We start from the raw sequence: 22,649 nt of genomic DNA, 5'->3' as shown, positions 1-22,649 counted from the left end.
TTTTAAGTATCTTTGCACATATTTTTTAAAAGATGATTGTAGTAAAAACACCCGAAGAAATTGAATTGATGCGAGAAAGCGCATTGATAGTTTCTAAAACCTTAGGCATACTTGCCCAAGAAGTAAAACCTGGAGTAACAACACTTCAATTAGATAAAATTGCCGAAGAACACATAAGAGACCATGGTGCCATACCCGGTTTTTTAGGGTTATATGATTTCCCAAACACCCTTTGTATGAGCCCAAACGAACAAGTGGTTCACGGTTTCCCAACAAACGAGCCGCTTAAAGAAGGTGACATTATTTCTATAGATTGTGGCGCTTTAAAAAATGGTTTTTACGGTGATCATGCCTATACCTTTGCTGTTGGAGAAATTGCCCCCGAAACCGAAAAACTACTACATGTTACCAAAGCATCTTTATACGAAGGCATTAGGGCTTTTAAAAAAGGAAATCGTGTTGGCGATGTGGGGTATGCCATTCAAAAATATTGCGAAGACCACGGCTATGGGGTTGTAAGAGAATTGGTTGGCCATGGTTTGGGCAGCAAAATGCACGAGGATCCTGAAATGCCAAATTACGGGAAACGCGGTCGTGGCAAAAAATTTATCGAGGGTATGGTGGTGGCCATTGAACCTATGATTAACATGGGAACACACCGCATAAAACAACATAGAGACGGTTGGACCATTACCACTTTAGATAACAAACCAAGTGCCCATTTTGAACACAATGTGGCGTTAGTAAATGGCAAACCCGAGTTGCTTTCTACATTTGCCTATATTTACGAAGCTTTAGGTATTGAAAGTAACGAGGAAGAGGAGTTTAGGCAGAAGGCTTTGGTGCTTTAAAGTTATTACACAGAGCTTCACAGAGAAATCACAGAGTTACACGAAGTGATTATGGATGACAAAATAACGAAAAAAATTATTGGAGCTGCAATAAATGTGCATCGTGTTTTAGGCCCTGGATTATTAGAATCTGCTTACCAAGAATGTTTGCTTTTTGAATTGAAATCTATTGGCTTACACGTTAAAAAAGAAATTGCATTACCAATAGTTTATAAAGACATTAAATTAGATCATGGCTACAGAATTGATTTATTAGTTGAAAATAAGATTGTGGTTGAACTAAAAACTGTGGAATGTTTTACCGATGTTCATTCTGCCCAGATTTTAACATATATGAAATTAGGAAACTATCCATTGGGACTATTAATTAACTTTCATACCAAACTATTAAAAAACGGAATTAAACGATTTATTAATTCTGCTCAGTGAATCTCTGCGATTTCTCTGTGAAACTCCGCGAAACAATTTGAAAAAACTCTTCAAAATTATACTAAACGTAATCCCAAGACCTTTACTCATTAGGTTAAGTTACATTATCCGTCCTATTGTAGCTTTTTTTTTAAAAGGAAATACATACACCGATCCTATTGATGGCAAATCCTTCAGAACTTTTTTACCCTACGGATATGGCACACAACGTAACAATGTGCTTTCGCCATCTACTTTAAGTTTAGAGCGCCACCGGCTTTTATGGTTGTATTTAAAATATGAAACCGATTTCTTTTCAGCAGAAAAGCGTGTACTGCATTTTGCACCAGAACAAGCCTTTTACAAACGCTTTAAAACCATGAAAAATCTGGATTACACGACTACAGATTTGAATTCACCTTTGGCCGATGTAAAAGCCGATATTTGCAATCTTCCTTTTAAGGACGACAGCTACGATGTTATTTTGTGCAACCATGTTTTAGAGCATATCCCAGACGACACCAAAGCGATGCAAGAACTGTATCGTGTTTTAAAGCCCAAAGGCATGGCTATTCTGCAAATTCCGCAAGATTTGAATCGGGCTGAAACGTTTGAAGACGATTCTATTACAGATCGAAAAGAACGGGCTAAAATTTTTGGGCAATACGACCATGTACGTATTTATGGTCGCGATTATTTTGATAAACTTCGTAGTGTTGGTTTTACGGTTGAAGAAGTGGATTATACTGCTAATCTTTCCGAGGAGGCGATAGAAAAATACCGTTTGGCAAAAGGTGAAATTATTCCGGTTTGTTACAAATAGTTACGCAATTACAAAATACAACTTTAAATATTATGAGAAACTGAAACAAGTTCAGTTTGACATAGCAAGGCATTTAATTCTCAGGAAAATCATTTAAAGCCAAGGTTTCCAATTCTTTATCTCCATTTTCAAAAATTAAAAACACTTTAAGTTCTTTATAGGCTTTTAAAAACGATTTCACATTTTCAATTCCCATAGCTTTAAAAGCCGTGGCATAAGCGTCGGCATTCATACAATTATCTGCAATAACCGAAATACTCAACAAATTGGTTTTACTTGGGTAGCCCGTTTTTGTGTCGATGATATGCGCATAGCGATTCCCGTTTTCATCTATTTTAAACTTTCTGTAAGTTCCGGAAGTCGCCATAGCCTCATCCTTTAAAGTTATAGCTCGATTTATGGATTGCGTGCCATCAAAATTAGGGTTTTCCACACCTACGCGCCATCCCGTTTTTTTTTCGATATTAATACCGCTTGCCCTCAACTCACCACCAATATCGACCAAATGATTTTTTGCATTCTTACTTTCCAAAAATTCTGAAACCACATCAACAGCATAGCCTTTTGCTATGGCATTAAAATCTAAAAATGTTTCTTTTTGCTTTATAACCCGTTTATTTGTCAGCTTCACTTTATCATATCCAACTGATTGCATTAAACTGTCAATTTTAAGGCTATCGAGATTGGCTATTTTACCTTCTGGCCCAAAATCCCAAGCATTTACAACGGCTCCTATGGTTGGGTCGAAAGCTGTATTGGTGGCTTTATAAATTTCTTTAGAGGCCTTAAAAACTGTTTCGAAATGGGTATCAACCTCAACATCTTCATTATTATTTATTTTTGAAATATCTGAGTTTACTTGATAGGTAGACATCGATTTATTAATCACATAAAACAAGCTATCAATTTGCTTTTGATAGTTGATTTCGGAATCGTAAGTCATTCTATAATACGTCCCAAAAACGGCACCTTCAAGTATGGTGTTTTTATGTTCTTTTTTGCATGAAACCAACGAGATTATGACAACCAAAATCATAAGACATCGACTGCCTTCCAACAGACAAAAACTCTTTTTTCTATCTCCTCCCATCTTGAGTCTAGTTTAAATTGGTTTCTAAAACCTGTATGCCGTTATATTCCATCAAATATTCTTCGTTTAAATAAATGGGCAGATTTTCGCCATTTACATTGCCCAATCCAACGCCCGCATAAAGCACTTTTGCATCGTTTTCCCGGGCATGCTTTTTAAAGGATTCCATCCAAACTACATCGTAATTATTGGGGTTATCCGGCAAAATTACAGCGCGTACAATAACAAAATAATACTGCTTGTTTTTATCGATACAAACAAATTGCGGATGTTTTTTTAGTTTACTATTAACGGCAATAAACTCAAAACCACGTTGCTCCAAGTCTTTTCCAACATGGTTCATTGCCAAATTATGTAATTCCTGTTTTGAAAGTGGTTTGCTCATGCTACAAAAATACTATTTATAAAATGATAGATAAAATTGTTTAACTTTAAAACCTATTTGATATTGCAACATTTTATGTGTTATAAATACTGATATTATAATCAACTTAAACACCGCCATTAACTTCCTTTACTTACAACCGCAGGTTTATGATTAAATTCTTTAGAAAAATACGTTACAATCTTATGGAACAAAACAAAACGGGTAAATACTTCAAATATGCCATTGGCGAAATAATCCTGGTCGTTATTGGTATTTTAATAGCGCTTTCTATTAATAATTGGAACGAAAACAGAAAAGATAGAAATAAAGAGATATCTATATTGAAAGCGCTCCACAAAGACTTTAAAAATAATCTGAATGATTTTAACCGAATAAAAGAATTGCATATTAACACATTAAACAAGCAAAACATCGTTTTAAGGAATATTGATAAATTTCCTAATCCCAAAGCCATCGATTCTATTTTTAATTATGGAAAAAACATGTTTGGTGGTTATACCTATAATGCATCAAACGGTACCATAGAATCTTTAATTAGCTCTGGAGATATTAATTTAATTACAAACGATACTTTAAAAAACTATTTGGTTTCTTGGAAAGATGTGTTGGAAGATTATAGCGAAGAAGAAATAATTTCCCAACGATTATGGCATACTGCTATTGAACCGTATATGATTAAAAAGGGCTTGTTTTATAAACCAAACACGCAGCGCCAACTTAAACTTATACAAGACACTGTTTTTTTAAGTATGCTTAAAAGAAAACAGCATTACACAGAAAGAATTGTTAATGAGATGCTTGTAGAAAACTCGATTGAAGATTACTTAAAAGAAATTGTTAGGCTTTCAAAAACTGATTAACAAAGTATATAAAAACCATTTAATCCGCTAGCGGAAACATTAATTTCTACACCCTTCCAACAAGGTTTTAATCGAAAAACGATATGAATCTCACTTAAAAACGGTTGGCCAATTTTCAATTTTAACATTATTAATTCAGATTATTTTTGTAATTTATTTACCAAATTTTCAATTTATGAAAACTTCTAATCGATTAGAATCTGCAATTAAAAAACTTTATACGGCTTATTACAGCAACCAACTGTTTCCTGAATGTTGTAAACAGTGTGCCGTTGGAAATATATTGGACAAGACCGATGGATGGAAACATTTGTCTGATTACCACGGAGCATTGCAGTTAAATTACATAGGAAGGGTACATCAAAATTTAGGGAGGAAGTTCAATGGTTATTCGCCTTTGGAATTATTGCAGATTGAAGCTGTTTTTTTAACTGCTTGTGGTTATCAATTACCGCTTCATCATAAAAACAACAAACCTAAAAACCCAAACGATAACGATGTGTTGTTTGATGGTTTAATTGCAGTAATTGGCTTTTTATGCGAACTGGATGGTGTCTCAAATACCATGGATTACACTAAGTGTTTTGAGCTTAAAAATGATAGCCCAAAATATGAGTTAGAACTTTCCTTTTAGAATATTAATCTCCCTGTTTTAAAGCACCCATTTAAACAAAAAACCCAACACTTTCGCATTGGGTTTTATTTATAATCAAATATCGCTTAGCGATCTATCCTCCAAAGTCATCAAACCTAATATGCTCGTCTGGTATACCAAAATCCTCTCCCATTTTCTGAACGGCTTTGTTCATTAACGGCGGACCACAGAAATATAACTCGATATCTTCTGGAGCTTCGTGATGACTTAAATAATTATCAATCACGCAGTTGTGAATAAATCCAACGAAACCATCACCTGCTTCGTCATTAATATCTTTTTTCACTTTCCAGTTATCTTCTTCCATAGGTTCAGATAAAGCCATATAGAACTTAAAGTTAGGAAAGTCTTTTTCCAGTTCCCTGAAATGCTCAATATAGAATAATTCACGTTTTGAACGACCACCATACCAATAAGTCACTTTTCTGCCCGTTTTTAGGGTTTTGAATAAGTGGTATAAATGTGAACGCATGGGCGCCATACCTGCTCCACCACCAACATAAAGCATTTCGGAATCAGACTCGTTTATAAAGAACTCGCCGTAAGGTCCTGAAATAGTTACCTTATCACCTTGTTTTTGAGCGAATATATACGATGATGCTATTCCTGGGTTTACGTCCATCCAACCGTTTTTATTACGGTCCCATGGCGGCGTAGCAATACGCACATTTAGCATAATTTCGCGTCCTTCGGCTGGGTAAGATGCCATAGAATAAGCTCTTTCAACAACTTCGGTATTTTTCATTACCAATGGCCAAAGTCCGAATTTATCCCATTCTTCTTGAAACTTATCTGGTGAATCATGCTCTTCTGGATGCGCCGTAATATCAATATCCGAATATTTAATTTCACATTCCGGTATTTCAATTTGAATATAGCCACCTGCTTTGTATCCCATATCTTCAGGGATTTCAACAACAAATTCCTTAATAAAAGATGCCACGTTATAATTACGCACAACGGTGGCTTCCCATTTTTTAATTCCGAACACTTCTTCCGGAATGGTAATAACCATATCTTGTTTCACTTTTACCTGACATGATAAACGCGCGCCATCTTTTAACTCTTTACGAGTAAAATGAGGTGTTTCGGTAGGCAAAGCCTCTCCGCCGCCTTCCAATACATGGCATTCGCACTGAATACATGTTCCGCCGCCACCGCAAGCCGATGGTAAAAATATTTTCTGTGCGCTTAAAGTGGTTAATAAAGTGCCTCCAGAAGCTACTTCAATTTCTTTTTCGCCATTAATGGTTATTTTAACTGGACCAGATGGCGATAATTTTTGTTTTACAACTAATAGTAATGTTACCAACAACAAAGTAATAACCAAAAAGGCTGTTACTGTTGCTATAATTGTTCCTAATGTACCTGCTGCCAAAATCATATTACTCGTTTACTTTAATGTTGTTAGCTACTACTTTTTCTTGTTCCGAATCCTTTTGGGGTTCTTCAACTTTTACCGTCGTTTCTTCAACAGGCGCTTCTTCGTCGCCTCCAGTTAACATCCCTCCAAAACTCATAAAACCTATGGCCATTAAACCTGTTATAATAAATGTGATTCCCAATCCACGTAATGCCGGTGGCACGTTTGAATATCTGATTTTTTCACGAATAGCTGCAATAGCCAAAATAGCTAAAAACCATCCTATTCCTGAACTTACCCCGTAATTGAAAGCTAAACCTAAGGTTGCAATTTCACGTGATTGCATAAATAACGAACCTCCTAAAATCGCACAGTTTACGGCAATTAACGGTAAGAAAATACCAAGTGAGTTATATAATGCTGGTGAAAACTTTTCTACTACAATTTCTACCAATTGCACCATGGTGGCTATGGTAGCAATAAACATGATGAATGATAAGAAACTTAAATCGTAATCTGCAAATTCTTCACCTAACCAGGTTAATGCGCCAGGTTGTAAAAGATACTGATCAAGCAGCCAGTTTAATGGTACTGTTATAGCTAATACGAAAATTACCGCAGCGCCCAGACCAACTGCTGTACTCACCTTTTTAGATACAGCAAGGTAAGAACACATTCCCAAGAATGTAGCGAATACCATGTTGTCAATAAATATTGATTTGAAAAATAATTCTATATGTTCCATATTCTTTTAGTCTTCAGTTCTCAGTTTTCAGTCTTCGGTTAGCATTTAACTGCCCACCGCTGACGGCTTCCTGCCAACTTATTTAATGATCTTCTACTAATGCTTTGTTTTTTGTACGTTGTACCCAAATAATGATACCTACCACTATAAGCGCCATTGGCGATAATAACATAAATCCGTTATTTTCATAACCAATAGCATATAAGCCTGTTTTTTCAATTGGATCTCCTAAAACCGGTATTCCCAATAGAGTTCCGGATCCCAGTAATTCCCTAAAGAATCCAACAATAATAAGTATTACGGCATAGCCTAATGCATTTCCAATACCATCAAGGAAAGATCTCCATGTTCCATTGGCCAAAGCAAAAGCTTCAAAACGTCCCATAATGATACAGTTGGTAATAATTAATCCGACGAATACCGAAAGCGTTTTACTTAATTCGTATGCAAAGGCCTTTAGCACTAAATCTACTATAATTACCAATGTAGCAACCACAATAAGTTGCGCAATAATTCTGATTTTTGATGGTATTACATTACGCATTAACGAGATTACCACGTTACCAACCCCCATTACAAATAGTACAGAAATAGACATTACGATAGATGCTTCTAACTCTGCAGTAATTGCTAAAGCAGAACAAATACCTAATACTTGAATGGTAATTGGGTTGTTATCTGCTAATGGATCTAATATTAATCTGCTGTCTTTTTTTGATAATAGTCCCATTCTTTATTGTTTTAAATTTTCAAAATAAGGCACGTAAAGCTTCAAATCGTTTCTTATCATTGCTGATACACCATCACCTGTAATGGTTGCTCCCGCAATGGCATCTACGGCATTATCTGTTTTATCTTCATTTCTTGGATCGGCATTCCCTTTGGCCACGTTAATACCTTTAAAAGTACCGTTGCTCATTAGATGCTCACCAATAAAATCGTCCATAAAATAACGTTGTTTAATATTGGCTCCTAACCCTGGCGTTTCGGCAGCATGATCAAAAAATGCACCTTTCACAACCATGTCTTTATCCATAGCTATATAGGCCCAAATAGCGTCCCAAAGCCCTTTACCTCTAATGGGTGCTATGTAATATGTTTTACCGTCTTTTTCTCCAACAAACAATGGTAGGCGTCTTGCGATACCTGCCTTGGCATTTGCTTGTTCCTTTTTAACATCAATTAAATAGGCTTGGTCGTCTTCAGTTACTTGGCCGTCCTGAATTACCAATTGTTTTTTGATATATTTTTCGAATAATCCCGGTGCTTCTTTGGTCGACACAAAATTGGCGCTGGTTTCGTCGTTATCGTTAACACCCATAGCATACAAAATGTTTTGTTGCTTTTCTAAACGCTCGTTTTCAGTAATTCTTGGCTTTAATGACGATGCCAAAAATGCTAATAAAGCACCAACTACTATTACCATGATTATGGCAAACATTATAGTATATGAATTTTTATCTGTTCTATTTTCCATCGTTATGCAACTTTAGCTTTTACACGTTTCATTCTTTTCTTAACATTACCTTTTACTATATAATGATCGATTGTTGGTGCAAACACATTCATTAATAATATAGCTAGCATAACACCTTCTGGGTATGCTGGGTTGAATACACGAATTAGTATGGAAATAAACCCTATTAAGAAACCATATATCCATTTTCCTTTGGTGGTTTGCGACGCGGTTACAGGATCTGTAGCCATAAACACCGCACCAAAGGCGAATCCACCAATGAGTAAATGATGCCACCATACCGTGCTCATTAATCCGTAAAACTTACTGCTTTCGGTAATCCAGCCAGCATCTACAACAGCATTAAATATTAATCCCATCGCGATAGCGCCTAAGGCTGATGACAACATAATTCTCCAGCTTCCTACTTTGGAAAATATTAAAAACAAGCCTCCTAGGAGAATCAATAAGGTAGACGTCTCTCCAATCGAGCCTGGTATAAATCCTATAAACATATCCGAGACCGAATAAGCCATTTCTTTACCTTGTGCTAAAGCTCCTAAAATAGTTTCGCCCGAAATGGCATCTAAATTCTCGCCAGCGGCAATCATTTGGTCGCGCTCCACAGCACCGTGAACCCATACTTTATCACCACTCATCCAAGTTGGATATGCAAAGAATAGGAAGGCACGTATGGTTAATGCGGGGTTAAGAATGTTCATTCCTGTGCCTCCAAAAACCTCTTTTCCGATTACAACACCAAAAACTACAGCTACTGCTAACATCCAAAGCGGAATATCAACCGGTACAATAAGCGGCACCAACATACCGGTTACCAAATACCCCTCTTCAACTTCGTGTCCGTTAATTATGGCGAATATAAATTCAATACCCAAACCAACTCCGTAAGACACTATTACCAGTGGTAATATTTTCCAGAAACCGATTAAGAAATTATCCATGGTCCAAAATTCCGAACTAAAGAAACTTCCGGTAACGGCTTGAATTTCGCCTAAAGCTAAATGATGCTGATAACCTGCATTAAACATACCAAAAATTAAACATGGCACCATGGCCATAATAACCGTATTCATGGTACGTTTTAAATCGTCGGCAACTTTAATATGAGTCCCATTATGTGTGGTCTCGTTTGGCAAATATAAAAACGTATGGATAGCATTAAATGCCGGTATCCACTTTTTGTTTTTATTCTTTTCCTTAAAATTATGTAAACTGTTTTTTAAACCCATTTTTCAAGTTTATTATTTTAAAATGTCGCTTCGAGAACCTCAGCGACCACTTTATTATCCAATTTCTTTAAGCATTAAGTCTAAACCTTCTCTTATAATTTTTTGATGTGGTTGTTTAGACACACAAACAAATTCTGTTAACGCAAAATCTTCAGGAGCCACTTCGTACATGCCTAAAGCTTCCATTTCATCTAAATCTTGATACATACATGCTTTTAGTATTTGCATCGGGTAAATATCCAAAGGAAAAACGGCTTCGTACGTTCCTGTAATTACAAAAGCACGATGCTCGCCATTGGTGTTGGTATTTAAATCGTATTTTTTCTTCGGATTTAACCAAGAAAATGTCATGGCTCTCGATGTGGAAATTTTGTTGAAGATTGGTTTGTTCCATCCAAAAAACTCATAATCGTCTCCTTCTGGAATTACTGAAATCACATTGCTGTAATAATCTAAACTACCATCTGGCTCTACCTGTTTTCCGCTTAAAACATTACCGGAAATTATACGTGCATTTGCGTCTTTTGAAATGCCTTTATCGTAAACCATAGTAGCCACTTCGCTACCAATTTTAGTTTTGAAATATCTTGGTTTTTCAACTGAAGAGCCTACTAGAGCTACAATGCGTTCGGCATTAAACTTCCCGGTAAGCAACAATTCTCCTATAATAACCAAGTCTTGCGGATTTACCGTCCAAACCACTTCGCCTTTATTTACAGGGTCTATTTTATTAATCTGGGTTCCCACATTTCCCGAAGGATGAGGGCCAGAAACCTTATGTAACGTAATACCAGATAAACCCGCTAATGGTGAATTGGATTTTTTTCCAACCGATACATGCACTTTGCCTTCTGTAAGTTTAGCAAGTGCTGTAACTGCGGCTTGTAATTCTGCTTCTTTGCCTTGTAGGGTAAAATCTAAATCGGCTGCCAATGGTGCGCTTGCATAGCCCGAAATAAAAATCGCTTTTGGCGACTTGTCTGGGTTTGCAACAACATCGTACGGACGTTGTTTTACAAACGGCCAACAACCCGATGCCAATAAATGTGCTTTAACCGAATCTGAAGTTGCAGCATCCAAGTTAAAGGTTCCATAATCTTGATAAGACTGTGCTTTATCAGCTTGAATTTTAATGGCGTCAATGCGTCTTTTGGGTCCGCGAACTATTTCCAAGACTTTCCCCGATACAGGTGAGGAAAATTTGATGTCCTCGTTAGATTTATCAAAATACAAAGTGCCTCCAGCTTTAACCGTGGTACCTTCTTTTGCGACAAGTTTTGGAATAACACTGTGAAAATCTTCTGGTCTTACGGTGTAGTAGTTACTTATAACCGCTTGTTCAACGATTTTTTCAGCTTCACCCTTAAGTTTAATGTCCAGACCTTTTTTAATATGAATGTCGTTTGACATATTTATTTTTATTGAAGTTAGTTGTCTAAAAATCGGGGCAAAAATACGAATTAAATATACAGTTTTCATAATAATTTAAACATAATTTTGCACGCAAACGTTTACTTAAAGTTCAATCGCAATATTCAGGCATTAAATTTGTTTATATTTACGAAAAACTACTGCAAAAAATGAGATTTAATCTTATCCTATTTTTAATTATCACATGGTTTCCCCAAAATCACTTTGGTCAAATACAGGAAGTTCATCCACCAGATTACATTAAAACCATTGCTTTTAAAAGCAACACTAAAGAAAGTCAACTCCCAATTTTAAAACTTGGGGAATACGTGGTGTTGGAATTTGATGCGCTAAATGGGGATGAAGAAGATTTTTACTATAAAATCGAGCATTTTAATTTTGATTGGACACCTTCCATTTTAGTAAAATCTGAATATATGGATGGGTTCGACAATCAGCGCATCCGAAATTACGAGAATTCCCTAAACACCTATCAAATATACTCGCACTATAAACTCACCATTCCTAACGCACAAACCAAACGATTAAAGGTTTCCGGCAATTACCTGTTAAGTGTTTTTAATGACGACGATGCGCTTGTTTTCTCAAGAAAATTTATGATTTACGAAGACAAAACCAATGTTGGCGTTAGCATAAAACGCTCAAGGGATGTACAGTTTATTGAAGAAAAACAGCGTGTGGATATTGTTATTTTATCAAACAGCATGCAATTTAACAACCCCAAGCAAAATGTAAAAACCTTGGTTGTGCAAAACAACAATTTAAATACGGCCATTCAAGATTTAAAACCACAATACACCATTGGCAACAAACTGATTTACAAATACGATACCGAGTCTAGTTTTTGGGGCGGAAACGAATATCTGTATTTTGAAAACAAGGATATTAGGGCCGCCAATATAGGTGTAAGGCAAATAGATTTACAAGACCTGTACCACAACTATTTATTTACAAATACCGAAAGAGCCAGCAAACCCTACACCTATAACCCCGATATTAACGGCAATTATTTAATAACCAATATTGATGCCGACGATCCGAGTATTGAGGCCGATTATGTTTGGGTGCATTTTTCGTTATTGGCAAATGAGGGCTTAAAAGACAAAACCATACATATATACGGTAACTTTAACAATTACGCTATTAATGAAAGCACCAAAATGATTTACGATGAGTACAATAAAGTATTCACAAAACCGCTATTACTAAAACAAGGATTTTACAACTACAAATACGTGGCTGTAAATAACAACAAGCTGGACGAAGGTGCCATAAGCGGCAATTTTTACCAAACCGAAAACAATTATAAAGTTATTGTATATTACCGCGATTTGGGTGCACGCTACGATAAAATTATCGGTTTGGGCGAAGGCAACTCCGTAAATATCTCCAACTAACAGCCCGATTAAAATACCATTCAACTAATATTTTCAATCGTTGATGTTAAATTTTGTTATTCTCGTGTAATATTCATTATTTTAGCCGACTAAACGCATTGTATATCAATAGTTAACATGGTTCAACAAGTTACGAGTGGCATAAAAATTTCGGTCGAAACCAATTTCGAAGGCTCATTTTATAAAAATTATAAAACCCAGTACGCCTTTGGCTATACCGTAACCATCGAAAATCAAAGTAAAGATTCGGTGCAGCTTAACGCGCGCCATTGGGAAATTATGGATGCCTTAAACAATGTTGAAATCGTTTCCGGCGAAGGCGTAATTGGCGAAAAACCCGTTTTAAAACCGGGCGAATCGCACACCTATTCTTCGGGCTGTTTGTTAACTTCGCCTTTTGGCGCTATGAAAGGCCATTACAACATGGTAAACTTCACCACCACAAAAAAGTTTCAGGTTACCATTCCAACCTTTAAGTTAAGTGCGCCTTTTGCGATAAACTAACGTATTCGCAATGTCACCCTAAGCGCAGTCGAAGGGTCTTCATTATCCATTTCAGTTTAAAATATCAAGCATTTGGGCGTTACCACAACCCTTCGACTGCGCTCAGGGCAAGTGGTCGGGCTTTCGGTAGTCGCTTCCTCCTGCGTCGGCGAGCTCCAACAAATACCTCAATCCCTAACGCGGGTTAGTTTGTAGTGAACAGTTTTCAGTTTGCAGCCGTTTTCAAATCCGTTTAATTCTTATCAATAATTTTTTAACTAGCATTTGTTTATATTTGAGATTGAACATATCCTACAGTAAATACGTCATAAATGTATTTATCAATATGTTTGAATAATTACATCCTAAATTCAAAAAATGAAATTAGCAACTTTTCTTATAGCACTATGTTTTGTTATTCAAAAAGCAAACACCCAAAAAATTGAAAAAAATAATGACACCGGAAAAATGTCTTTCGAGCTCATTAAAGAAAAAATAATTATTCCCGTTCAAATTGGCAATAAAACGTTCAGATTTCTTGTCGACACGGGAGGCATTTTTGAAATTTCAGAAGAGGTTCAAAACCAATTTAATTTCAACCAAACAAAATCTATCACTATTGTAGACATTAACAGAAAAGAAGTTGAAATAAAATCAGTAACGGTTCCAGAAATTAAACTTGGCAACTGGTCATTTAAAAACCGAAAAGCCATTGTAAGCGATTTGCATAGTAAATATCCTTACAGCTGTTTTGAATTAGACGGAATGATTGGGCGAGATTTTTTCGATAAAGTCATTTTACATTTTAATTATGCTACAAAAACCTTTCGACTTAAAGAAAATGAAAAGGCTGTTGATGTTAATAAAAACAACAGAACAAAATTAAAATTAAGCCATCGCGGATTGCCTAACCTACAATTAAGACTAAATGGCAAAAAAGAATATATAGAATTCGATTCTGGTTCTGGCGATTTTTACAGCCCAAAAACTAGCGACGTGGAAAAAAGGCTAACTAAATCAAACCCAAACGAAGCTCTTAAATTTACTGGAGAATTCTCTTTTGGCGTTTCAATGGACGATATAAAAATCTCCAACCGTTACAAAGAAAAAGTGAAAAGTTTACAATTAGGCAGTACAACATTTATTAACTTTTATTCGCAATTTTCTAAAATTAGCGCACCACGAATTGGAGCACGCATTTTAAAATATGGTGCTGTAACTCTCGATTATAAAAACGGGTGGTTTTATTTTAAACCTTACAAACCAAACCAAAATATTGAACCATTTAAAACATTTGGATTTGATGTTGCCATACAAAATAGGTGTTACAAAGTAAAGTGGGTGCTGGATAACTCAGAAGCATATCATTTAGGAATGCGCTCTGGCGATAAAATTTTATCAATTAATAATGTTTCTACCAACAACATTAACGAAGACTGTTTTGGCTATTTGAATGGGTACAGTTTTAAAAACAAACAGAGAATAACGGTTGTATTTTTAAACAATCAAAGTGTTAAAAAGTCTATTGAATTAGAGAAGATAGTTTTCGAATAGCTAAAAAAACCAAACACATCATCATTGTGAGGGGTGAGCGATATGGTAATCTGTTAATGCTTACTTCAGAGCAATATTAATAGCTCTTCAATTTTTAAAAAGGATGAGTTTACCCTGAACTTGTCGAAGGGCATCAATCCTTAACACGGAAAAATAATATCCAAATTTTCTTTTTGAAATTCTTTAACATATCTTAGTTGCGAAATAACTAATATAAATTTGGAATCAGAAAACGAAGAAAAAAAAGAGCTATCTACATCATTAGTTGACACTATTTCAAAAACTGAATTAAAAGAAATTGGAGCGGATGTATTAGAAATGGGAATTGATAAAATCTTATCAGATGGAATCTTAAAAGAAATCCCAATTATAAATGTTGCAACAGGATTTTGGAAAGCGGGCATAGCTATCAGAGATTATAGATTTCTTAATTAATTATTGCATTTCTTAAATGAATCTGCAAAATTATCTGCTAAACAAAGAGAGAATTTAATTAAGAATCTTCAAGATGATGAGTATCAAAAAGATGCTGGTGAAAAGTTAATTTCCATAATTGACAACTTAGAAACAAAATCCAAAGCACAATTAGTTGGTAAGGCAATCTATCTATTTGGAAATGATTTAATTTCAAAAGACGAATTTTGGAGAACTACATTTATTATTGAAAAATTGCCAATGAGCGATATCAATGCAATTATATATTGGAGAGAAACTGACTTAAACAAAATTGAGCACATAAGAAAGCAGTTATATTTATCTGTTGGGTTAGGCTGGTTTGGTCTTGATGCTTCGTCTACAGGCTTTGTATGGTCAGAAAGACTTTGTGAAATCATCTCTGACTACCTACTTGTTATTTAAAAAAGCACAACTTAATTACTATAATTTTTCAAACCTAAAAACCCGTCCATTTTGCTCCACATTGAAAAACTTACAATTGGAATAATGCACAAATTGGTACGCTGAGTTGCAATCAAAAGCCCTGTCTTCAACTTTAAAAACGGCGTCGCAGTCGATATGCCCATAAGGTGAAATACGCCTAAAACGATATTCGGTTTTACTTCCCAAATCATGCAGCTCAAACCACGCCCCGGCAGCAATTCCGGAAAGCCATTGCGCTTTTTCATGTAAACCATCAACAGGTTTTGGTATTTGGGTGCCAACTAAATTGACTTTATGGTCTTTCAATTTGTCTAAAAAGCAGCGTACATTTTCGCTTTGTTGCGAGCCTTTAAATTTTGAGATATTACCAGTTTCCGATACCTCAAAAACCTGATTTTCAGTATCAGCTAACAACACATTGCCCACCGTACTTGGTGTAAACCACTTCGAGTTTTTTAGTGTCTTTTTAATTTTAGAATCCGTTATCGAAGCAATCAAGGTGTCGGTTACAAAACGTGCGCAATTACAACCATTTTTAATAAATGCCGCATATTTAATAAAATGTTGGTTTTGCATTTCGGTAATATGGGTTCGTGCCTTTTGGTAATCGATGGCATTACAAACCGAAGCGATCATTTTACCATCACCATGTGTTAATTTGGGGTGTGTGCCCAAAAACTCCAATATTGCATCTAAATTTGTAATGCTATCCTCACCAATCTCGGCTTTTAATGGAAAATGCAATTCGTTATCGGTATCGTTTCCGCGCACGCGTCCGTTGGGTTCGGGCGTAATATAGCGTCCGAAATCGTGGTATTCCAAAACACCCGTTTCTTTGTTAATCAACACCAAAGCGGCATGTCCTGCGCGCAAATAATTCTTTTTACCAACCCCAATAAAGCGTAGATATGGCGAGAACCACTCTTCAGAAATCATAACAACGGTTTCTGGATAAGCGAGGGTTAAAATAATACCGGAATTACTCATTAACGGTTTGTGGGATATGAAATGTTTTTGATGAAACGCTATGGTTTAAAAGATTTACGTAGTGCATTTTTACAGTGTTGTTCAGCTTTTCAATTTGTGTGATGCTGGTAGTTTTTACAAATCCACGATCCATAATAACACCATAATCATCATTATTTTTTCCAGCTGTTGTATGAAAGATTAACAATGATTCTTTATCCAAATCATGCTCCGCCTTAAAACCTTCAAACCACTGTACACGTTCGGTTTTCATAGCTTCGGAATACAACGATGACGACGACCAAATTTGAGGCTCTAAAGGCAATGTTTTAAAATGTTTATCGGTGCCATCCCAAACCAACTCGTAAAATTTCAAACCCTTACTCCAATCTACAATTATCATGGTAAACGGTTCAATGGCTACAAAACTATAGGTATTAACGGTATCATATAAATCGTCGGCTACCATAATGTGGTTAGCAACTACGCCTCTGCTCAACCTGTACGGTGCTTTTCGTTCGTGGTAAGTAAATCCGCCATTAAGCACACAAACCACCCTGTTTTTTTCGCTCGCACCAATCCATGTGCCTCCAGATAATTCATCTTTTGGAAACAACAGCTTGGTATTGCTAACAGTATAAAAATCAGGTTTTAAGGACACTCTATTCGGTGCTTCATCTCGATTTGAAGTGAGCACAAAATTATTTTCACCTTTAGGAATTAAAGTTACTGTACACATAAAAGCTGTAGTCTTAAAACGGTTTGGCAACTTACAAAAAATAAATAAATATTAACTTCAATTTAATACCGATGCTATTTAAAAATGCCTATAAAATTCGTAAATTTGCAGCTCAATTTTTTGACAATCCAATAAAAACACACAATAATGGGAAAAGGATTTTTTAACGTACCAGTTGCTATAAATGAACCAGTTAAAAGCTATGCACCGGGAACGCCCGAGCGCGACGCTGTTTTAAAAGCATACAAAGACATGTTTAACAGTCAAGTTGATGTACCTATGTACATTAACGGAAAAGATGTAACCACGGGCAACACCAGGACCATGTCGCCTCCGCACGACCATAAACACATCGTTGGAACTTATCATTTAGCAGAAAAGAAACACGTTGACGAAGCCATTGCAACCGCGCTTGAAGCCAGAAAAAGCTGGAGCCAAATGCCATGGGAACAACGTGCTGGTATATTTTTAAAAGCAGCCGAATTGATTGCTGGCCCTTACCGTGCCAAAATAAATGCGGCGACCATGATTGGGCAATCTAAAAATATTTATCAAGCGGAAATTGATGCGGCGTGCGAGCTCATTGACTTTTTACGTTTTAACGTGCAATTTATGACCGATATTTACCTCGATCAGCCAGAAAGCACAAGCGATGCTTGGAACCGTATTGAATACCGTCCACTTGAAGGATTTACCTATGCGGTTACGCCTTTTAACTTTACGGCCATTGCTGGAAACTTACCGGCGTGTATGGCGCTAATGGGGAATGTTGTGGTGTGGAAACCAAGTAACAATCAAATATATTCGGCTAAAGTGATTATGGATGTTTTTAAAGAAGCTGGCGTTCCTGCCGGTGTTATCAATGTGGTTTTTGGTAACCCAGGTATGATTACCGATACGGTTATGGCGAGTCCACATTTTTCTGGATTGCACTACACGGGCTCCACCCCTGTTTTTCAAAACTTATGGAAACAAATAGGAAATAACATTGAAAACTATAAAACCTACCCAAGAATAGTGGGCGAAACTGGTGGAAAGGATTTTATTATCGCACATAAATCTGCCGTTGCAAAACAAGTAGCTACGGCTATTTCCAGAGGTGCTTTCGAGTTTCAAGGTCAAAAATGTAGTGCCGCTTCAAGAGCTTATATTCCTTCTAATTTATGGGACGATGTTAAAAAATTCGTGCTTGAAGATGTGAAGTCTTTCAAAATGGGATCGCCAGAAGATATGGGCAACTTTATCACAGCCGTTATTAACGAAGGGTCTTTTGATAAATTAGCCTCTTATATCGACGCTGCCAAAAATGATGCGGATGCCGAAATTATTGCAGGTGGAAACTACGATAAGAGCAAAGGCTACTTTATTGAGCCAACCGTTATTGTTACCACAAACCCCAAGTACGAAACCATGTGTACTGAGTTATTTGGCCCGATTATAACTATTTATGTGTATGATGAAAACAAATATTCTGAAACCTTAAAATTAGTTGACGAAACTAGCGAATACGCTTTAACGGGCGCTGTTCTTTCAACCGACAGATATGCGATTATCGAGGCTACGGAAGCGTTGCAAAACGCCGCCGGAAATTTTTATATTAACGACAAACCAACGGGTGCCGTAGTTGGGCAACAACCGTTTGGTGGGGCACGTGCATCTGGGACAAACGATAAAGCAGGTAGCGCCCAAAACTTATTGCGTTGGGTATCGCCTAGAATGATTAAAGAAACCTTTGTTACGCCTGTGGATTATCGCTATCCGTTTTTGGGTGAGTAACAAATTCCTGCGGACGCAGGAATCTCATAATAGAGAAACCTAAATTATTTAAAAAAAGAGGTTGTCTAAACTTATTAGACAATCTCTTTTTTGTTATATGAGGTTTTGTATTTAGGGTATTTAAATTTGTCAGAAATATTAGCTAAATTCGTTTAGTAACCCATATTATTCACTTGTGTTGTCTCAAAAGCTGTCAGGTTTATTTCATTAATGAAACAGAATTTTATCTTTGCATTGTATGCCTTATAAAACGAAAAAGTGAAATTAAAACGAAGAAGAAAATTAGTAACGTATTTAAATATTTTAGACCAACCGGTTCGATTTAATCCTTTCGTTTTCAGTCGGACTTTTTTATTATGGGCTCTACTTGGATTAGTAGGTGGGATAACAGCAGGCGCTTATTGGGTTGGGCTTGAATTTTTGACTCACCAACTAACCTTTTTTAGTGGTTGGCAAGTAATTCCTGTAATGGCAATTTGTGGTTTTTTAGCAGGCTTAATAATTCACTTTATTGGTGACCCAGGAGAAATAAATTTAATTGTAAACAACATTAGATTTAACAAGGGCAAACTTGACCCCAAAAACAATCCTTCAATGGTACTTTCATCCTTATTGTGTGTTACGTCGGGTGGAAGTCTCGGGCCAGAAGCACCCTTGGTACAAGTAACAGGTTCGATAGGCACCTGGTTAGGTAAATTATTCCGACTTAAAGGTGAAGAGTTAAGGTCTTTAAGTATAGCAGGAATGGCTTCAGGGTTTACTGCATTATTTGGAGCTCCTTTGGGCGGTAGTTTATTTTCTTTAGAAATACTACACCACAAACACGCGGTTGAATACTACAAAGCCATAATTCCTGCATTTGTTGCTAGTTGCTTTAGTTATTTGGTATTCGCTTTGATTATTCATTTGGGTCTTGGCCCAATATGGGATTTATCTGCTTATGAATATTCCGGGATATTCGATTTTGGCTACGCCGTTCTTTTTGCAATAATAGGAGCAACCTTTGGATGGGCTTTTATTTTTTGTGCAAAATTTTTCAAATCTATTTTTGAAATAAATCCAATACCTATTTATATCAAAACACTAATTGGTGGTATTTTGCTTGGTATCATAGCATTTTATATCCCAATAACCCGATACTTCGGACATCACGAAATTAACGACCTGCTTTTAGGAAATTACTCTTTAACTTTGCTGTTTGTAATATTGGTTTTTAAAATAGTGGCTATTTCAATAACCGTGACATCAGGTTGGAGGGGTGGATTTATTATTCCACTTTTTTTTGTTGGAGCAACTTTAGGACTAATAATCCATCAATTATTTCCAACTATTAACCTGACGTTAGCAATTGTTAGTTGTATGGCGGCAATTAATGCTTGCGTTACTCGAACTCCAATGAGTACTACAATTTTACTCGCTACTTTAACAGGATTTGGACATTTCATCCCTATATTATTTGCGAGTTTGACAGGATACTTTTTAGCCCCTAGAATACCTTTTATAAGTTCACAAATGGAAAAAGAACAAGAAAGCACGCCTAACCCAAGAAACTGAGTTAAAAAAAAAGATAATTTTCAATCCGTTTTTTTCCGCGTTAAGGATTGCAGCGGCATCCTTTTTAAAATGTGGAAGGTATTGATTTTGCTTGGGAACTAATATTTAATAGATTGCCACGTCGTTACCTCCTCGCGATGACGGTTTAAAAAGACATAGCCTTTCGAATTCGCTCAAGATAAACTTCAAGCCTGACGCACTTTTGCCATTAAAAGCAAAAGTGGGTAACGCCCAACTTCTTGAAATAATCGTCAAGCCCGATAACACTATCTTTATAAAAGGAGATTCCTTTTTTCAAAGGAATTTTAATAAATTTGAAAATGCTGTCCCCTTTTCCAATCTAGCAAACGTCTTAACTATATAAACTTTAAAATATATAATTATGAAAGAATTTATGATGATTTTTATTGGGGCAGATTACACCGAATTGGGGCTTTCGCCAGAAGATTTACAAAGCAGAATGGGCCAATGGTTTGCATGGCACGATAAAATGACGCAGGCTGGAATTGTGAGCCATGGCAACGCATTAACGCCGCAAATACGTCGTGTGGTTGGTAAAAACAGGACGGTTACCGATTTAACTTCGGCCGAGGTTAAGGAGATTGTTGGCGGCTATTACATTGTTAAGGCTAAAGATTTTGATGCGGTTGAAAAAATTGCCGAGGATTATCCGGATTACGATTTGGGCGGCACGGTTGAAATTCGTGAAATTATGGTTTTTGACCAATAATGGAACCCAAACTTATAGACCATCTTTTTCGCCACCACAGCGGAAAGATGGTTTCTGTTTTAACACGAATTTTTGGTATTAAACATCTGGAAATTATTGAAGATGCCGTGCAAGACACCTTTATAAAAGCCAGCATTAGTTGGCGGAACAAACAGCCGGAGTACCCCGAAGCGTGGTTAACCCAAGCGGCCAAAAACAGGGTATTGGATATTTTTAGAAAACTAAAAACGGAGCGCAAACACCTGCCGAACATCAATCTTGGAACAGACGCTATTGCCATAAACGAGCTCTTTTTAGATTCGGAAATTGAAGATGCACAACTGCGCATGATTTTTACGGCTTGCCACCCCAAATTGGATGCGAGAGACCGCATATCGTTCGCCTTAAAAACCGTTTCCGGGTTTAGCATCAAGGAAATTTCATCGGCATTGCTCACCAAAGAAGACACTATTAAAAAACGCTTGTTGCGAGCACGGAAAGCGATTGAGCAATCGCAATTAAAATTTCAAATTCCGCAAGGCAAAGCCTTACCGCAGCGTTTAGAAAGTGTTATGGAAGTATTGTATCTTATATTTAACGAAGGGTTTCACTCCAACAATCGCAACATACTTATCCGCAAAGAATTGTGCGGTGAAGCCATGCGTTTAACCCAAATGCTTTTAAAAAATGAATTGACCCGAACGCCTGAAGTTTACGCTTTGTGCGCGTTGATGTGTTTTCATTCGGCACGTTTGGAAACCAAAACCAATGCCGGAAACGAACTTTTGGATTTAAAAAACCAGGACAGAGCAGAATGGTATATTCCACTTATAAAAATGGGCAATTCCATGATGAATAAAGCGGTGGTTGATCAAACGGGGTTTTCGTGTTACCATTACGAAGCCGCCATTGCTGCCGAACATTTGCGCGCCAAAACCTTTGAGACTACCGATTGGGGAAAAATCCACTATTGGTATCAATGCCTAAATGCTTTACAACCTATGCCAATTCATGTGCTAAACATGGCTGTGGTGTGCATACAAAATCAAGATTTAGAAATTGCAAAAGCCTATTTAGACGATATTAAACCTGAAGATTTTGAACAACGCGCTTATCTGTTTTATGGTGCTAAAGCAGAATATTTTTTGGCCGTTAATAAATGTAACGATGCCATTAAGTATCTCGATTTGGCTTTAAATACGGTAAATAACCAGTTGGAAAAGGACTATTTACAGAAAAAGAAATTAAAACTACCCAACCATAAATAAAACG

General features: G+C 36.5%; 24 protein-coding genes. 14 read left to right on the top strand and 10 right to left on the bottom strand.

Annotated elements, in window-relative coordinates; genetic code table 11:
* The first annotated feature begins 32 nt into the window (after positions 1-32).
* Genes map through ACN5J7_RS03060 form a run of 3 tightly spaced genes read left to right on the top strand, consistent with a single transcriptional unit; the run spans position 33 to position 2,082 of the window.
* Positions 33-851 (top strand): type I methionyl aminopeptidase, encoded by an 819-nt coding sequence (gene map / locus ACN5J7_RS03070; protein WP_418602646.1) that lies wholly within the window; start codon positions 33-35, stop codon positions 849-851.
* A gap of 51 nt (positions 852-902) precedes the next feature.
* Positions 903-1,280 carry a GxxExxY protein gene (locus tag ACN5J7_RS03065; protein WP_418602644.1) on the top strand — a complete coding sequence of 126 codons (378 nt, stop codon included), beginning with the start codon at positions 903-905 and terminating at the stop codon, positions 1,278-1,280.
* A 37-nt stretch (positions 1,281-1,317) separates the two neighbouring features.
* Entirely contained in the window at positions 1,318-2,082 is a 765-nt protein-coding gene (locus ACN5J7_RS03060; RefSeq protein ID WP_311939509.1) for a class I SAM-dependent methyltransferase, read from the top strand.
* A gap of 73 nt (positions 2,083-2,155) precedes the next feature.
* On the opposite strand, the gene ACN5J7_RS03055 is transcribed toward ACN5J7_RS03060, so the two are convergent.
* Together ACN5J7_RS03055 and ACN5J7_RS03050 are read right to left on the bottom strand one after the other, a co-directional pair.
* Positions 2,156-3,172: an FAD:protein FMN transferase gene (locus ACN5J7_RS03055; protein ID WP_418602642.1), complete on the bottom strand. Its 1,017-nt coding sequence runs from the start codon at positions 3,170-3,172 to the stop codon at positions 2,156-2,158.
* A gap of 7 nt (positions 3,173-3,179) precedes the next feature.
* Complete coding sequence (locus tag ACN5J7_RS03050) at positions 3,180-3,557, bottom strand: Na(+)-translocating NADH-quinone reductase subunit F (RefSeq protein ID WP_311939504.1); 378 nt, start codon at positions 3,555-3,557, stop codon at positions 3,180-3,182.
* Between the two features lie 149 nt (positions 3,558-3,706).
* Here ACN5J7_RS03050 and ACN5J7_RS03045 point away from each other — a divergent pair, with 149 nt between their 5' ends.
* Both ACN5J7_RS03045 and ACN5J7_RS03040 read left to right on the top strand, forming a co-directional pair.
* Positions 3,707-4,420: a DUF6090 family protein gene (locus ACN5J7_RS03045; protein ID WP_418602640.1), complete on the top strand. Its 714-nt coding sequence runs from the start codon at positions 3,707-3,709 to the stop codon at positions 4,418-4,420.
* Between the two features lie 175 nt (positions 4,421-4,595).
* Entirely contained in the window at positions 4,596-5,054 is a 459-nt protein-coding gene (locus ACN5J7_RS03040) for a Na(+)-translocating NADH-quinone reductase subunit F (RefSeq protein ID WP_418602638.1), read from the top strand.
* Positions 5,055-5,148: 94 nt separating this feature from the next.
* Here ACN5J7_RS03040 and nqrF read toward each other — a convergent pair whose 3' ends face one another.
* The 6 genes from nqrF to ACN5J7_RS03010 all read right to left on the bottom strand — a co-directional run bounded on the left by nqrF (position 5,149) and on the right by ACN5J7_RS03010 (position 11,299).
* Positions 5,149-6,459, bottom strand: coding sequence for an NADH:ubiquinone reductase (Na(+)-transporting) subunit F (gene nqrF, locus ACN5J7_RS03035; RefSeq protein ID WP_418602637.1), 1,311 nt, complete (start codon positions 6,457-6,459; stop codon positions 5,149-5,151).
* A 1-nt stretch (position 6,460) separates the two neighbouring features.
* A complete protein-coding gene (nqrE, locus tag ACN5J7_RS03030; RefSeq protein WP_418602635.1) occupies positions 6,461-7,183 on the bottom strand; it encodes an NADH:ubiquinone reductase (Na(+)-transporting) subunit E in 723 nt (240 codons plus the stop codon).
* A gap of 82 nt (positions 7,184-7,265) precedes the next feature.
* A complete protein-coding gene (locus tag ACN5J7_RS03025) occupies positions 7,266-7,913 on the bottom strand; it encodes an NADH:ubiquinone reductase (Na(+)-transporting) subunit D (RefSeq protein WP_311939490.1) in 648 nt (215 codons plus the stop codon).
* Positions 7,914-7,916: 3 nt separating this feature from the next.
* Positions 7,917-8,660, bottom strand: a complete 744-nt coding sequence (locus tag ACN5J7_RS03020) for a Na(+)-translocating NADH-quinone reductase subunit C (RefSeq protein ID WP_418602633.1) — start codon at positions 8,658-8,660, stop codon at positions 7,917-7,919.
* Positions 8,661-8,662: 2 nt separating this feature from the next.
* Positions 8,663-9,889 (bottom strand): NADH:ubiquinone reductase (Na(+)-transporting) subunit B, encoded by a 1,227-nt coding sequence (locus ACN5J7_RS03015; RefSeq protein ID WP_418602631.1) that lies wholly within the window; start codon positions 9,887-9,889, stop codon positions 8,663-8,665.
* Between the two features lie 54 nt (positions 9,890-9,943).
* Complete coding sequence (locus ACN5J7_RS03010) at positions 9,944-11,299, bottom strand: Na(+)-translocating NADH-quinone reductase subunit A (RefSeq protein ID WP_418602629.1); 1,356 nt, start codon at positions 11,297-11,299, stop codon at positions 9,944-9,946.
* Between the two features lie 170 nt (positions 11,300-11,469).
* Between ACN5J7_RS03010 and ACN5J7_RS03005 the strand changes: the two genes are divergently transcribed.
* The 5 genes from ACN5J7_RS03005 (at position 11,470) to ACN5J7_RS02985 (ending at position 15,612) form a co-directional block, all read left to right on the top strand.
* Positions 11,470-12,717 (top strand): DUF5103 domain-containing protein, encoded by a 1,248-nt coding sequence (locus ACN5J7_RS03005; RefSeq protein WP_418602627.1) that lies wholly within the window; start codon positions 11,470-11,472, stop codon positions 12,715-12,717.
* Between the two features lie 117 nt (positions 12,718-12,834).
* Positions 12,835-13,221 carry a Co2+/Mg2+ efflux protein ApaG gene (gene apaG / locus ACN5J7_RS03000; protein WP_311939478.1) on the top strand — a complete coding sequence of 129 codons (387 nt, stop codon included), beginning with the start codon at positions 12,835-12,837 and terminating at the stop codon, positions 13,219-13,221.
* A 357-nt stretch (positions 13,222-13,578) separates the two neighbouring features.
* A complete protein-coding gene (locus ACN5J7_RS02995) occupies positions 13,579-14,754 on the top strand; it encodes an aspartyl protease family protein (protein ID WP_311939475.1) in 1,176 nt (391 codons plus the stop codon).
* A 219-nt stretch (positions 14,755-14,973) separates the two neighbouring features.
* Complete coding sequence (locus ACN5J7_RS02990) at positions 14,974-15,189, top strand: hypothetical protein (RefSeq protein WP_311939472.1); 216 nt, start codon at positions 14,974-14,976, stop codon at positions 15,187-15,189.
* 3 nt (positions 15,190-15,192) lie between these two features.
* Positions 15,193-15,612 (top strand): hypothetical protein, encoded by a 420-nt coding sequence (locus ACN5J7_RS02985; RefSeq protein ID WP_311939469.1) that lies wholly within the window; start codon positions 15,193-15,195, stop codon positions 15,610-15,612.
* An 18-nt stretch (positions 15,613-15,630) separates the two neighbouring features.
* On the opposite strand, the gene ACN5J7_RS02980 is transcribed toward ACN5J7_RS02985, so the two are convergent.
* Both ACN5J7_RS02980 and ACN5J7_RS02975 read right to left on the bottom strand, forming a co-directional pair.
* Entirely contained in the window at positions 15,631-16,620 is a 990-nt protein-coding gene (locus tag ACN5J7_RS02980; protein WP_418602624.1) for a DUF6695 family protein, read from the bottom strand.
* The gene (locus ACN5J7_RS02975; RefSeq protein ID WP_418602622.1) at positions 16,613-17,338 is read right to left on the bottom strand and encodes an NRDE family protein; all 726 of its coding nucleotides are present in this window, start codon (positions 17,336-17,338) and stop codon (positions 16,613-16,615) included. Before ACN5J7_RS02975 ends, ACN5J7_RS02980 begins: the two co-directional genes overlap by 8 nt.
* A gap of 147 nt (positions 17,339-17,485) precedes the next feature.
* Here ACN5J7_RS02975 and pruA point away from each other — a divergent pair, with 147 nt between their 5' ends.
* The 4 genes from pruA to ACN5J7_RS02955 all read left to right on the top strand — a co-directional run bounded on the left by pruA (position 17,486) and on the right by ACN5J7_RS02955 (position 22,645).
* A complete protein-coding gene (gene pruA / locus ACN5J7_RS02970) occupies positions 17,486-19,114 on the top strand; it encodes an L-glutamate gamma-semialdehyde dehydrogenase (protein WP_418602620.1) in 1,629 nt (542 codons plus the stop codon).
* A gap of 258 nt (positions 19,115-19,372) precedes the next feature.
* Positions 19,373-20,668 (top strand): chloride channel protein, encoded by a 1,296-nt coding sequence (locus ACN5J7_RS02965; RefSeq protein WP_311939459.1) that lies wholly within the window; start codon positions 19,373-19,375, stop codon positions 20,666-20,668.
* Positions 20,669-21,050: 382 nt separating this feature from the next.
* The gene (locus ACN5J7_RS02960; protein WP_311939457.1) at positions 21,051-21,398 is read left to right on the top strand and encodes a YciI family protein; all 348 of its coding nucleotides are present in this window, start codon (positions 21,051-21,053) and stop codon (positions 21,396-21,398) included.
* Positions 21,398-22,645, top strand: coding sequence for an RNA polymerase sigma factor (locus tag ACN5J7_RS02955; protein WP_418602618.1), 1,248 nt, complete (start codon positions 21,398-21,400; stop codon positions 22,643-22,645). The genes ACN5J7_RS02960 and ACN5J7_RS02955 overlap by 1 nt, the downstream gene beginning before the upstream one ends.
* Positions 22,646-22,649 lie beyond the last annotated feature (4 nt).

It is taken from the genome of Hwangdonia sp., from assembly GCF_048381975.1.
GTDB classification, from domain to species: Bacteria; Bacteroidota; Bacteroidia; order Flavobacteriales; family Flavobacteriaceae; genus Hwangdonia; species Hwangdonia seohaensis.
Note: the sequence above shows the minus strand (reverse complement) of the source record. Positions and strands in the feature narration are given on the sequence as shown.